Origin of the sequence: Ohtaekwangia sp. (assembly GCF_036786105.1) — a bacterium.
GTDB lineage: Bacteria > Bacteroidota > Bacteroidia > Cytophagales > Cyclobacteriaceae > Ohtaekwangia.
Genome location: NZ_DAIQRQ010000007.1, coordinates 105,195 through 119,691, shown reverse-complemented (window position 1 = coordinate 119,691; position 14,497 = coordinate 105,195). Strand labels below are relative to the sequence as shown.

The window sequence follows — 14,497 nt, the reverse complement described above, 5'->3', positions numbered from 1 at the left end:
AGTACAATCTTACATTCAGAAAAAAAAACACCTGGTTACTTACCGATATACTATTTACAACGGTGCAGACGTTCTCTTGCCAGATGCATAGGCGGATGGAAGTACTTTATACTCTTCCTTAAAGTATTTGGTGAAGTATTTTGGATTGTTAAATCCTACGCGATAAGCTACCTCCGAAACGGTAAGTTGACTCTTTTCGAGTAATTGTGCAGCCTGTTGCAGTCGAATGACGCGAATAAATTCGATGGGTGATTTACCTGTGAGGGCCAACAGCTTTTTATAGAGGTGAACGCGACTCATGCCGAGCTCGTGGCTCAATCCTTCCACCGAAAAACCGGTATCGGATATATTCTGCTCCACACATTTAATGGCACGCTGAATCAGTTTTTCATCGAGTGAAACAATATTTACCGAACTGGCTTTTACCTCAATCTGTTTGTGAAAATCCTTCTGGAAAAGCTCGCGCTGGTGTATCAGGTTGCGAATGCGCGATTGCAGTATCTCAAAATTGAATGGCTTGGTAATATAGTCGTCTGCGCCCGTCTCGAAGCCTTCCATCTTTTGTTCTTCGGCAGTGCGGGCAGTGAGCAGTATTACCGGTATATGCGATGTGCGTGTGTCTTGTTTTACTTTGCGGCAAAATTCAATGCCATTCATCTCCGGCATCATAATATCGCTTACAATCAGGTCGGGTAATGTTGCCAATGCTTGTGTCCATGCTTCTTTGCCGTTACGCGCCTCGGCAATGCGATAACCCAATCGCAAGTTGTCTTTTAAATAGAAGCGGAAGTCTTCATTATCTTCTACTAATAAAAGCGTTGGAACATTTATTTGATTGTTATCATCCGGTATTAGCATAACTGCTTCTATGTCAGGTATGGTATTACCTTCATGTAGTACCTCTCTAAGTGGTATTTGTATGCTAAAGCAACTTCCTTTCCCCTCCTCACTTTGCACCATCAGCGATCCTCCGTGTACACGTACAAATTCCTTCGTAATAGAAAGTCCTATACCACTCCCCTGGTTCACCATGCTTCGCGGCAAATCGTTCTGGAAGAAACGTTCGAATATTTTTTCCTGCTTATCCGCTGGTATGCCTATACCGGTGTCCTTTACTTTTATCTCCAGCCATTTACTATGCTCGTGGTAAAGCTCCCGTAGTACTACCTCCACACTGCCATGCTCGGGTGTAAATTTGAATGCGTTGGACAGCAGGTTGAGTAGTATTTTTTCAAGTTTATCCTGATCGAAGATAGTTTCGAGCGATTCCACCGATGTTTTGAAATCGAGGCGTATATCTTTCTTCTCGGAAAGATCAGAGAATGAAAAAGTTGTCTCCCTTATGAAACGGATAATATCTCCCTCGAAAGGTATAAATTTTATTTCCTGCACTTCGAGCTTTCTGAAATCGAGCAACTGGTTTACCAGATTCAGCAATCGCTTTGCATTGCGATGTATCAGTTGAAATTGCGTGCGCTCATCTTCGCGGGCGGCCTTCATCAATTTTTCGACGGGTGTTAAAATCAATGTAAGCGGTGTGCGGAATTCATGGCTTACATTGGTGAAGAACTTGAGCTTCATCATGTCCAGCTCGTGCATGCGCAGCGATTCCTGCCGTTCCTGCTCTATAGCATATTTGAGACGCTCACGTTGCTGAATAAGCCTGCGCGTAAGCAGTAAAGCCGCCATGACAATAAGTATATATAAGAGAAAAGCCGTCCTTGTCTTCCAGAACGGAGGTAGCACCACAATCTTCAACGCAGCAGCTTCATCATTCCAGACGCCATCGTTGTTGGAAGCTTTTACCCGCAAGGTATATTCCCCCGGATCGAGGTTGGTAAAGGTGAGGCGTCTTGAACGGCCATCTGTAAAGAGCCAGTCTTTGTTGAATCCTTCCAGTATATATTTATAGCGGCACTTGGCCGGCAGGTAAAAACCTACAGCGCTAAACTCAATGGAAAATACATTGTCGCTGTGCTTTAGAGTAATTTCTTTTATCTGTGTAATGGACGTGTACAAAATCTGGTTACCGTTAATCTCTTCACCAATCTTTACTTCGCGATTAAACACCTGCAAGCCGGTAAACTTCACTTCAGGTTTCGCTTCATTTATGTGTATATCTTCCGGTCTGAACAGGTTGAAGCCATTCGCGCCACCAAATACAAGCTCACCTTTTTTTGTTTTGAAAGCTGCACCATCGTTAAACTGCATGCCTTGCAAACCATCGGCTTCATCATAATTTTTAAATTTCAGCGAAGCTATATTGCCTGCATCATCACGAATAATCTGCAAATAAGATAATCCATTGGGAGTGCCGAGCCACAGGTTGTCAGCATTGTCTTTCAGTATGGTAGTTACAGTGTTGTGCGCCATGCCATCTTCCTCGCGCAGCACGCGAAAGGATTTACTCTTTTTATTAAAAAGATTGAGTCCCTCCTTGGTGCCGATCCAGATCGTTCCTTTTCCATCATCCAGCAACGACATTACACTGTTGTGGCTGAGGCTGTTTTTATTATTGACATCATTGAGAAAGTGTGTGAACCCGCCCGTGTTACGATCATAGAAATCCATTCCATACCCGGTACCGATCCATACATTATGTTCGGTGTCTTCTATAATGGATGGTATATAAGTAGAATGCACCGAGTGCACACCTCCGGGAGGAAAATGCCGAAACGTTTCTGTATCGCGGTCAAAGATATCAACACCTTTTGTAAGGGTGCCTATCCATAACTGGTGCTGTGAGTCTTCCATTATCTCCCATATACTGTCATCGCTTAAGCTCCCGGGGTTATCAGAATGTTTATAGCGGATAAATTTATGACCATCAAAACAATTCAGGCCACCATAGTAGGTGCCGATCCATAATTTACCGTAGCTGTCAAAGCACAAGCTCACAATAACATTGGTGCTTAAACTGGAAGGATCGTTCGGGTTGTGCAGGTAGCGTATAAAGCGATCGTTCCTGCGGTCGTAGCAGATTAACCCTCCACCGTTGGTGCCAATCCATAAATTACCGTGATTGTCTTCAGCAAAACTGTTGATGTCGTTGAATGGAAGGCTGGCGTCATTACCATTCTCGTGGCGGTATAATTCAAAGCGGATTACATCATCGTGATAGTAGTTTGCACCACGCTTATAGGTTCCGATCCAGATAAAGCCATCGCGATCTTTATAGATGGTTTGTATACTGTTCTGGCTAAGACTCTTCTCATCTTCCTGGTTGTGCAATATATAGCGTACTGAAAAATCCTTTTTGTCGATCAGGTTTACACCACCGTGATCGGTCGCTACCCAGATGAGGCCTTTGTTATCTTCCACTACCCCCCGCACTATATCCGTGTTGAGCTTTACATCGCCACTGTTTTTCCGGAAGCTGGTGATCGTTTTTGTCCTGGCATTGAACAGAAATACGCCCCTGGTATTGTTATCGGTAAGGTATATCCATACATCATTGGCGGAATCTACCATGAGATAATAACTGAACAACTCGCCCGGAAGACGATTTTTCAAACTATGGTTGCGGTAAATTACCTGGTTGGTTTTTATATCCAGCTTCTCCAGCACACCATCGCGATGCATTACCCACAGGTTGCCGGCATGATCATCGGCTACAGAAGATACAGGCGAAGCACTGATGCGGGTAGTATCGGTTTCACTTTGTGGTATATGCACAGCTTTGCCTGCGGCACGGGTATATTTGTATAATCCTTCCGATGCATGAATGAACCAGTAGTTCTGCTTATTATCTTTTACGATATCGGTAATGATACCTTCCTTGATGCCATACTTACGCAGCATGGCATCACGACTGCTAATGAAGCTCTCGGTGGCAGGATTGTATATATCTATCCCTACATAGGTTGTTACCCATATATTTCCATCAGGATCTTCAAAAAGTTTGAACATATCGTTGTCGGCAAGCGTGGTGGTATCTGCCGGATTGTTGCGGAACACTTTTACAACGCTGCCATCATAGCGGTTGAGTCCGGAGATACTGCCGATCCACACAAAGCCCTGCGAATCTTTGAGGAAACATTTCACCTGGCTGTTGGACAATCCCTGGCTGATATCGAGATGTGAAAAACGGTATTGCCCTGTTTGCGCAAACAAGCCTTGTGCCTGTGCAACTACTATTAAAAGACAAAAAATAAAAAACCTTTTCAACATACGTGCTTCGCAGATGCTTGTGAAATATAAATAATTAAATCGCACGATCACATCTTGCGAAAGATGTTAAAGAGGCTTGCAAAATATCAGTTTCTACAGATCGGTGATGGGGCTATATTTTGGCACGAGCGTTTTCATCACACGCCACGCCACGAGGTATGCTGCCGAGCAGATGGTAAACATGATGGTGTATCCTGTTTCAATATGTCCTAAAGCTTTATAGTGATCAAACAAAGCGCCTCCGAGTTTCGTGAGGAGCACAGCACCAAGTCCACCAGCCATACCGCCGATACCAACAACTGAGCCCACGGCTTTCTTCGGAAACATATCAGACACCGTAGTGAATATATTTGCGCTCCACGCCTGGTGCGCTGATGCACCTATACCAATAAACAATACCGGCAGCCAATAGCTTATCGAACCCAGCGGCTGCGCTGCCAGAATGAACAATGGGAACAACGCGATTACCAGCATGGCGCGCATACGCCCATCGTATACTGTATATCCTTTTTTAATAAAGTGCATGGGGAACCATCCTCCACCTACACTACCCACCATGGCGAGCGTATATAGCAGTGCCAGCGGCAGCGTTACAGCTTTATCAATAATACCATATTGTGCTTTGAGATAGGCCGGCAGCCAGAAGAGAAAAAACCACCATACACCGTCTGTCATAAATTTACCGAAAGCAAAAGCCCAGGTCTGTTTATACCCAAGCAAACGAACCCACGATACTTTTTCTGTTGCCTCCGGTTGGGTGTGGCGCTCTTCATCGCTGTGGATGTAGGACAACTCTTGTGCTGAAAGACGTTTCTGCTTTTCGGGTTTCTCATAAAACACCAGCCAGAAGAACATCCACAGAAATCCTATGCAACCGATAATGATGAAAGCAGCTTCCCATCCCCAGTGAAGGTATATCCAGGGCACTGTGATGGGCGCGAGTATAGCTCCTATATTTGCGCCCGAGTTAAATATACCGGTAGCCAGTGAGCGTTCGCGCTTCGGAAAATACTCCGCAATAGCTTTGATGGCAGCGGGAAAATTACCGGCTTCGCCAAATGCCAGCACAGCACGCGAGAACATAAATCCGGCCACTGAAACCGAAACAGCTCCTATACCCACCAATGCGAATACCGATGCAATACCCTCTCCCACAGGAAGCGCCAGTGCGTGTACAATAGCACCTACCGACCAGATGATGATAGCCCATCCATATCCCCAACGCGTATCCAGCTTGTCGATGATGCGGCCGGCCAACAGCATGGATATAGCATACGTAAACTGAAACACAGCCGTAATGTTTGCATAGTCACTGTTGGTCCACCCGAAGAGCTCTTCCAGTCGCGGCTGCAGTAAACTCAGCACCTGCCGGTCGAGGTAGTTGATGGTAGTTGCAAAGAATACCAGTGCACAGATCGTCCACCGGTATTTACCCACGGCCCGATTTACGTTCTGAAATTTTTCCACAGTCTCTTTAGGTTGGGTTGTCATGCTGGTTGCGGTTAGAAAAATTATACTTTAACGGTTCGCAACCTTTGCACAAGGGCCAGCACCTCACGTATATTGTTTTCGAGTAGTAGCCAATCTTTTGCAGCGAGTATATCTTTCGTGAACAACTGTGAGCCCATACCCACACACATGGAGCCTGCATTAAACCATGCCGACAGATTTTTCTCGTTAGGCTCAACGCCGCCGGTGATCATCAATTGAAGATCAGGCACCACCGGCATAATAGCCGATACAAAGCCAGGCCCGAGCACCGACCCCGGAAATACTTTAATAACCTGCGCACCATGCTCTTTCGCGGTAACGATTTCCGTAAGTGTTGCACAGCCCGGCATCCAAAGTTTATTATGCGCTTTGCATACCTCGGCCATCTCTGGTTTAAGTATAGGAGATATAATAAAGTCGGCACCTGCCTCTATAAATTTCTTAGTAGTAGCACCATCCATTACGGTTCCTATACCAATCATCAGCTCCGGGTACTGTGCACGGTTCTTTATCAGGTGTGTAAATACGTCAAATGAATTTTTCTTGCGATTGGTAAATTCAAATACACGAACGCCGCCGCGATAGGCGGCTTCAATTACCAGTTGCGCTTCCCCGGCATTATCGTGCGTAAACAACGGCACAACGCCCGTCTGCTTCATGGTATCTACAATCTGCTCATTACTGAATTTCATATACAATGTCTTTAAACCTTAAACCCTAAAACGTTGAACGTTGAACGTTGAACTTTAAACCTTTACCCTCTACCTCAACAACTTCCCAACATTCTCTCCTTTCACCAGTTGCTCTACCTCTTCCGTTGTTGCCAGGTTTACATCGCCTTCTATGGAATGTTTCAATACGCTTGCCGCGATAGCAAACTCCAGGGCTTCAGCATCGGTCATACCGGCCAGTATACCATAGATGAGTCCGGCCATATAGGCATCGCCACCGCCTACGCGGTCTACAATGTGTGTAAGATCGTACGGGCGTGATTGCAACAGCTCTGTGCCATTCCACAATAAGCCTGTAAGGCGGTTGTGCGATGAGCTTACCGAATCGCGCAGCGTGGTAGAAATTTTAGTTGTTGCCGGATAGTCTTTTTTGAATGAAGCACACGCTGCTTCAAATGTATCGCCCGATATACCTACGCAGTTTTCCATATCGGTTATGCCGGCTATAATTACCTGCGTGGAGGCAATAAGCTCCGGCATAACATCGCGCGCGGTCTTTCCATATTGCCATAGATTGCGGCGGTAATTTATATCTCCGGAGATGGTAATGTTCAATTTGCGCGCAACCTGTATTGCTTCCCGGCAAACATCCGCTGCACCTTGCGATATAGCGGGCGTTATACCCGTCCAGTGGAACCAGGAAGCATCTTTCAGTACTTCTTCCCAATTGATCATGCCCGGACGAATGTGTGCAAAGGCAGAATCAAAACGATCGTATACAATGCGCGATGCACGCTGCATGGAACCATTCTCCAGGAAATATATACCCAGGCGCTCCGGGCCATAAACTATATATTGTGTATCCACACCATATCGCTGCAGTGTTTGCGTAGCCGTTTTGCCAAGATCATTCTCGGGGAAACGCGTTACGTGTGCAGCCTGTATACCAAAATGACTGAGTGACGCTGCTACATTTGCTTCCGAGCCGGCGTAAAGGGCCTTGAAACTTTCAGCCTGTGTAAAGCGAGCAAAGCCAGGCGTTGACAGCCGTAACATAATCTCTCCGAAGGTGACTACTTTTTTATTCATTCTTTTATTACGTTTAGTAGAGAGTCAGGAAGTCCGAAAATTCAGGAAGTCCGGAAGTAATAGCTGCTTCACAGCAAAGCACTCTACAATTAATCTATACTATATATCAATGTCAATTATTGCGATAACCACCACTACAGCTCTGGCTCTCCTACTTTTGGTCTTCCGGTCTTTCCGACTTCCGGACTTACTCTACACTCCGGCAAACGCGCTAAACCCACCATCTACCGGTACCACTATACCTGACACAAATCGTGAAGCATTGGAGCATAGCCACAATAATGTTCCATTCAGTTCATCGGCTTCTCCGAAGCGTGCAAACGGTGTGTTGCGAATGATCGACTCGCCACGGGCTGTGAGGCTTCCGTCTGCGTTGGTGAGTAAAGTTCTGTTTTGTTCCGTCAGGAAGAATCCCGGGGCGATAGCATTTACTCTTATTTCTGCACCAAACTTCCGGGCCATTTCTACTGCCAGCCACTGGGTAAAATTACTGATCGCGGCTTTCGCTGCCGAGTAACCCACCACGCGTGTAAGCGGACGGAACGATGTCATGGAAGATATATTTATAATTACACCTCGTTTCTTCTCTACCATTACTTCGCCAAATATCTGCGAAGGTAATATGGTGCCGGTAAGATTCAGGTCTACTACCTTCTGAAAATCATCGATGCGAAGATCGAGAAAACTTTTATCGGGCATAATGGTTGCGCCCGGCATATTGCCCCCGGCACCATTTATAAGTATATCTATGCCACCAAACTGATCAAGTATAATTTTTCGTGCACCTCTCAGGGTTTGTTCCTGCAATACATCGGCGGTTACTCCTAGCGCTATACCGCCGGCATTTTTTATTTCGGTTGCCAACGCATCGGCTGCATCTTTTCTGCGTCCAAGTATCGCTACCTTTGCGCCCGCCCGTGCCAGTGCTTTACTCATGGCGCTTCCTAAAATTCCCGTGCCTCCGGTTACAATAGCTACTTTATTATTCAAGTTGAAAAGTTCTTCTATATACATGGATAGTGATCGTTACAGGTTAATGGCTTGCTTTTTCTCGTTGCTCTCATAGCAGGCTTCTATCAGGCGAATAACATCGCGTGATTCTTCCGGCTTTACGGCAAGCGGTTTATTTTCGCGGATGGCTTCGAATACATTCTGATAAAATGCCAGATAATTACCCGGCAATGTCTCGATCGCTCCCTCGATATGAACACCCTGCAAGGTTGTATTCAACTTACCCCAATGCAGTTTATCTTCCGCACCCCAACCGGGAGCACCGGGTATTTTGCCTTCTTTCAATGCCTGTTCCTGCGGATCGATGCCATACTTCATGAACGATCCTTCCGTGCCATGTATACTATATCGCGGGCCTTGCTCACGCACGAGATAGCTTGATTTCACAATCGCGTGAAAGCCTTCGTACTGCAAGCGTATATCATAATAGTCATCTATCTTTCCGTTCGGTCGCTGCACACCGATGCGTGCATCGGCCTGCCTGGGCATACCCGCTATACACACTACCTGATCGAGCATGTGTGAACCGAGGTTGTAGAGTATACCGGTTCCTTTGCCACGCTCTTCTTTCCACGTGTTTGCTTCAACATAATTGCGGAAGCGATCGTAGTGTACTTCCAGTTCAACGACTTTACCCAGGAGCTTTGCATCCCATACTTTCTTTACCGTCATGAAGTCGCCATCCCAACGCCTGCTTTGAAAAACAGTGAGTACTTTCTTTTTGCTTTTGGCGAGCGCGATCAGTTGATCGGCTTCTGCTGCTGTTACCGTAAAAGGTTTTTCAACAACAACATGCTTGCCTGCTTCGAGGGCACGCGTTACAAAATCGGCATGTGTATCGTTGGGGGTGTTAACTACTACCAGCTCGATGGCCGGATCAGCGAAAACTTTCTCCACAGCATCGGCAATAATCACATGCGGATATCGCGTGGATGCGTGTTTACTTTTTCGCTGTACAATAGTGTGGAGTAAAAATCCGGGATGAGCAGCGGCAATCAGCGGAGCGTGAAATACTTCTCCCGACATTCCATACGAAAGCAGCGCCGTGGCAATGGGTTCCGTCATGCTATAGAGTGATCGCTTTATTTTTTAGGATAGACGTCTTTACGTGCCTGATGCCCTGAAGTGCTTTGGTAATATTGTGCTCTAATTTTACCCAATCTTTTACAGCAACATCTTGTTTTGCAAATAAAGACTCTCCCAACCTAACACATAATGCGCCCGCGTCAAACCAGCGCTTCAGATTATTTTCAGCGCGCGTAACCCCGCCTGACGGAATGAAAAAAAGATCGGGATACGCGATAGTAACTTCCCTGAGAAAATCGGGGCCAAGAATATTTCCAGGTACAACCGAAACCACAACAGCACCCAGCTCGCGGGCACGCGCTACATCATCGCACGAGGTGCATCCGGGCATCCACACTACCTGGTGATCATGACATACCTTGGCGGTGTCTTTATGTAAAAAGGGTGATGCTATAAATTGAGCACCTGCCTGAATAAAGCGACTGGCCTGCGAAGCATCGGGCACGGTTCCTACGCCAAGCAGCATGTTCATGTTGCGTGCGTGTTCGGCCAGCCACGCAAACAAACGCAATCCGCGTGCATCACGCGGATGAGCAATTTCAAACACACGGCAACCACAACGGTCCAGAATTTTCAAAATCTGCAACAGTATATCTGCATCCTGATGATTAAAAAATGGAATGACACCATTTTCTTTCAACAGCATGAGAAGTTCATCTGATGTTGTCAGGGTTTGGTGCATCTTAATTATTAATTTCGTCTCGGGATTTTATAATTATCAAAAGTATATACATTGCGCAATCGATTGCTCAAGATACGTGATTTATCCATATGTCAAACAGATTTCTGAAAATTCATCCGTCTGATAATGTTTATGTAGCATTAACAGACCTCAAAGCTGGAGAAAAGCTCACCTTGAATGGCGGTACATCGCTCACCCTGGCAGATGACGTTCCGGCCAAACACAAGTTCCTTGAAAAAGCACTTCAACCCGAAGAAGAAGTGATCATGTATGGAACGGTAGTAGGCAAAGCGCTCTCTCCCATAAAAGAAGGTGGTGTGATTGGCACACACAATATCAAACACAAAGCTGCACCATATTCAGGCCGCACCAAAAGCTATCAATGGACTCCTCCCGATGTTTCGAAGTTCAGAAACAAGACGTTCATGGGCTATCATCGTGCAGACGGACAAGTAGGAACGGCTAACTACTGGCTCGTTATACCGCTGGTATTTTGCGAGAACCGAAATGTAGAAGTGATCAGCAAAGCCTTTATCGAAGAGCTTGGCTTCAGCAAGCCCGATGCCTATAAAGATTATGTGCATGAGCTGGTGAACCTCTATAAGAATGGTAAAGCCGAGCAGATATCGTCTGTTACCTTTCAACCTGCAGCGACCAATGGACACTCGCGTGTTTTCAAAAATATAGATGGAATAAAATTCCTGACGCACCAGGGCGGTTGTGGCGGCACACGCCAGGACTCGCAGACGCTGTGTGCGTTGCTCGCAGGCTATATTCACAATCCTAACGTGGCCGGTGCAACCGTGCTAAGCCTGGGTTGCCAGAATGCAGAAGTAAAAACACTTCGTGAAAAATTACAGGCACTTGATCCGAAAGGCAGCAAGCCGGTGATCATCCTCGATCAACAACAATCGGGCACAGAAACGGAGCTACTCACGCAAGCGATACAGAAGACCTTCTTCGCCCTGATAGAGGCTGACAAGATTGAACGCAAGCCGGCTCCACTCAGCAAACTTGTTGTAGGATTGAAATGTGGTGGCTCAGACGGTTTCTCGGGTATATCGGCCAACCCGGCCATCGGTCATACATCCGATTTGCTGGTTACACTGGGCGGAAGCACTATACTTTCAGAGTTTCCTGAACTCTGCGGTGTGGAGCAGGAACTGATCAACCGCTGCGAAGATGATCAGGCTGGCGAGCTCTTTATAAAACTGATGCGCACATACTCCAATGCTGCTGAATCGGTAGGCTCAGGTTTCGACATGAACCCCTCGCCCGGGAATATTAAAGATGGTTTGATTACGGATGCTATCAAATCAGCGGGTGCTGCCAAGAAAGGCGGCATGGCACCGGTGGCAGATGTATTACAATATGCCGAATACATCAAGAAGCCGGGGCTTAACTTGTTGTGTACACCGGGTAATGATGTGGAAAGCACCACGGGTACTACCGGATCCGGCGCACAGATCATTCTCTTTACAACCGGCCTCGGTACACCTACCGGAAACCCGGTGTCGCAGGTGGTGAAGATATCGACTAACTCCAAGCTCGCAGAACGCATGCCCGACATCATCGATTATGACACAGGTGGCATTATCTCCGGCAAAAAGACAATTGAGCAGGAAGGTGAAGATATCCTTGATTTCATCATCGAAATAGCCAGTGGCCGCAAAACCGCCAAGGCTGTAGAGCTGAACCAAGACGATTTTATACCGTGGAAACGGGGAGTTTCTTTGTAAGCGAAGTTCATTTCAAACGTTTTAGGTAAGGGGATTAAAATTAATCCCCTTCTTATTTGTACTTATTCTAAATAGACTTTTACCTTTGAGTTGTTTAAAATAAGTCTAAATAACATGACAGCTCCTTTACAGAAAAAGCTCCTTACTTGCTTTCTTGTTCTTTTCAGCCTTGCAGCTTTTGCACAAACCGGTACTATAAAGGGTGTGGTGCGTACCAGTGACGGGCAACCCGCTCCTTTTGTGAACGTGGCCCTTAAAGAAATTAACAAAGGCACTACTACTTCGGAAGATGGATCTTTTACCATTAAAAATGTAAAGGCAGGGAATTATACCGTCATTACAACCTTTGTCGGTTTTCAGCCACAGGAGAAACAAGTTGAAGTAACAGCAGGCGGAATAACGCTGAGCGATTTCACCTTGTCTGAAAACTCTGAGCAACTGGAAGAAATTGTAATAAGCGACTCACGTACGCTGAATGAAAAAGTGATAGACATTGGAAAGTCAGGCATCAAACCGATGGACCTTCCGCAGAGCATTATCGTGATCGATAAAACTGTATTGGAGAATCAACAGGTGGGTCGCCTGAGCGACGTACTGGCCAACACCAGCGGTATATACCTGATGGGAACAACCGGTGGTGTGCAAGAGGAGATTGCAGGACGTGGCTTTGCTTATGGCAGCAGCAACACCTTCAAGAATGGTGTTCGCTATAACAACGCAGTGATGCCAGAAGTAACAGGGCTGGAGCGCGTAGAAATACTCAAAGGAAGTGCAGCCATTCTTTATGGTAACGTAACGGCCGGTGGTGTATTGAATCTTGTGACCAAGAAACCAAAATTTCAGAATGGCGGAGAACTGTCGTTTCGTACCGGCAGCTACGATTTTTACAAGCCATCGTTCGATGTATACGGTGCGCTGAACAACAGCAACAAAGTAGCGTATCGCCTGAACAGCAGCTATGAAAATTCAAGAAGTTTCCGCGATAACGTAAAGGCTGAGCGCATTTACTTCAACCCCTCATTCCTGATCAAGGCCGGTAAAAAAACAGAAATACTGGTAGAAGGTGATTACCTGAACGACAAGCGCACACTTGATTACGGTACGGGTTCTGTAAACTATGTAGTAGCCGATATACCACGCAGCCGTTTTCTTGGCGCGAACTGGTCGTACTATAACACCGTACAGAAAAGCGCTACCATTACGGTGAGCCACACTTTGAACGACAACTGGGCATTGAACGGCATCGTATCGTACCAAGGCTATAACAACGATCTGTTTGGAACCACACGCCCGAATGCATCTGGTAACATGGTGGCCACCGATGGAACCTGGGTAAGAGGTTTGCAACGCAGCGGCACTGATCAGGATTACTACATCGGCCAGATAAACCTTACCGGTAAACTTACTACAGGATCAATAAAGCACCAGGTATTGATTGGCGCTGATCAGGATAAATATGATAACAAAGCGTTGGCCTACGCATACACTAATCCGCTGGCATCAAACAAAAATGTATACGATACAATCAATATATATGATCTCTCGAAGTATAGGCAGCGTACCGATATTCCCACGATGACGCTGACCAGCACTACTAAAAACCCGTTGAACCGCACCGGTGTATATGTTCAGGACCTGGTAAGCATTCTGGATAATCTGAAGTTTCTGGCAGGTGTGCGCTATAGCTATATGGAATCTGAAACGGCTAATGTTAAAAGCTACGATGATGCTTTCAGTCCGCGGCTTGGAGTAGTGTATCAGCCAATGAAAGACATGTCGGTATTCGCGAGCTATGCAAACTCGTTTACCCTGAACACGGGTCTTGATATAAACAACAACCGACTGGCACCGTCATTCATTGATCAATATGAAGTAGGTGTTAAAAACGATTTATTCAAAGGTCTTCTTTCTGCGAACGTAACAGCCTATAAGATTGTGAACAGCAACCTGGCGCAATCTGTATTGGTGCAAGATATACCGGCAGATGCTATCAACAAAAGCAATCCACAGGAACTGGCAGGAGAAGTAACCAGCAAGGGTATTGAACTGGACGTTATGAGCAAACCTGTCAATGGTATATCATTTATTGCCGGTTATAGCTATAATGATACGCGCTATACCAAAAGCTCACAATATATAGACAACAGTCGCCTGCGTTACAATCCGCAGCATACAGCAAATGCCAGTGTATACTATACTTTCTCCAATCCGCTGTTGAAAAATTTCAGCGTTGGTTTTACCAGCTTCTACGTAGGCAATCGCGTAGCCGGAAGGTCAACACGCACCACGGTAGCAAACGACACGTACAAACTGATGACACTGCCAGACTATTTCCTGTTCGACCTTTCTGCAGGGTATACCTGGAACAGCCTTTCATTGCGCGCCAAAGTTTCAAACCTGTTCAACCAGTTGAGCTATAACGTACACGATGATAACAGTGTGAACCCGATTGCACCGCGCATGTTTACTGCAACACTCTCGTATAAATGGTAATTGATTCTTTCCATATTGCACTGAATAAAGCCACCGGACGCACCGGTGGCTTCTGTGCTTTAAGA

At 46.1% G+C, this 14,497-nt stretch carries 9 protein-coding genes; 2 read left to right on the top strand and 7 right to left on the bottom strand.

Features of this window, described 5'->3' with window-relative positions:
- Positions 1-54: 54 nt before the first annotated feature.
- From V7Q33_RS05730 to V7Q33_RS05700, 7 genes are all read right to left on the bottom strand, one after another.
- Positions 55-4,170 carry a hybrid sensor histidine kinase/response regulator transcription factor gene (locus V7Q33_RS05730; RefSeq protein ID WP_331980687.1) on the bottom strand — a complete coding sequence of 1,372 codons (4,116 nt, stop codon included), beginning with the start codon at positions 4,168-4,170 and terminating at the stop codon, positions 55-57.
- A 93-nt stretch (positions 4,171-4,263) separates the two neighbouring features.
- Entirely contained in the window at positions 4,264-5,661 is a 1,398-nt protein-coding gene (locus tag V7Q33_RS05725) for an MFS transporter (RefSeq protein ID WP_331980685.1), read from the bottom strand.
- 20 nt (positions 5,662-5,681) lie between these two features.
- Positions 5,682-6,353, bottom strand: coding sequence for a bifunctional 4-hydroxy-2-oxoglutarate aldolase/2-dehydro-3-deoxy-phosphogluconate aldolase (locus V7Q33_RS05720; protein ID WP_331980683.1), 672 nt, complete (start codon positions 6,351-6,353; stop codon positions 5,682-5,684).
- 69 nt (positions 6,354-6,422) lie between these two features.
- Positions 6,423-7,421: a sugar kinase gene (locus tag V7Q33_RS05715; RefSeq protein WP_331980681.1), complete on the bottom strand. Its 999-nt coding sequence runs from the start codon at positions 7,419-7,421 to the stop codon at positions 6,423-6,425.
- A 192-nt stretch (positions 7,422-7,613) separates the two neighbouring features.
- Positions 7,614-8,435: an SDR family oxidoreductase gene (locus tag V7Q33_RS05710; RefSeq protein WP_331980679.1), complete on the bottom strand. Its 822-nt coding sequence runs from the start codon at positions 8,433-8,435 to the stop codon at positions 7,614-7,616.
- A gap of 12 nt (positions 8,436-8,447) precedes the next feature.
- On the bottom strand, positions 8,448-9,497 hold the full coding sequence (locus tag V7Q33_RS05705) for a Gfo/Idh/MocA family oxidoreductase (RefSeq protein ID WP_333819180.1): 1,050 nt from the start codon (positions 9,495-9,497) through the stop codon (positions 8,448-8,450).
- A gap of 1 nt (position 9,498) precedes the next feature.
- On the bottom strand, positions 9,499-10,200 hold the full coding sequence (locus V7Q33_RS05700) for a hypothetical protein (RefSeq protein WP_333819179.1): 702 nt from the start codon (positions 10,198-10,200) through the stop codon (positions 9,499-9,501).
- An 89-nt stretch (positions 10,201-10,289) separates the two neighbouring features.
- On the opposite strand from V7Q33_RS05700, the gene V7Q33_RS05695 reads away from it, so the two are divergent.
- Both V7Q33_RS05695 and V7Q33_RS05690 read left to right on the top strand, forming a co-directional pair.
- Positions 10,290-11,939 (top strand): UxaA family hydrolase, encoded by a 1,650-nt coding sequence (locus V7Q33_RS05695; RefSeq protein ID WP_333819178.1) that lies wholly within the window; start codon positions 10,290-10,292, stop codon positions 11,937-11,939.
- A 114-nt stretch (positions 11,940-12,053) separates the two neighbouring features.
- A complete protein-coding gene (locus tag V7Q33_RS05690; protein ID WP_331980671.1) occupies positions 12,054-14,432 on the top strand; it encodes a TonB-dependent receptor in 2,379 nt (792 codons plus the stop codon).
- Positions 14,433-14,497 lie beyond the last annotated feature (65 nt).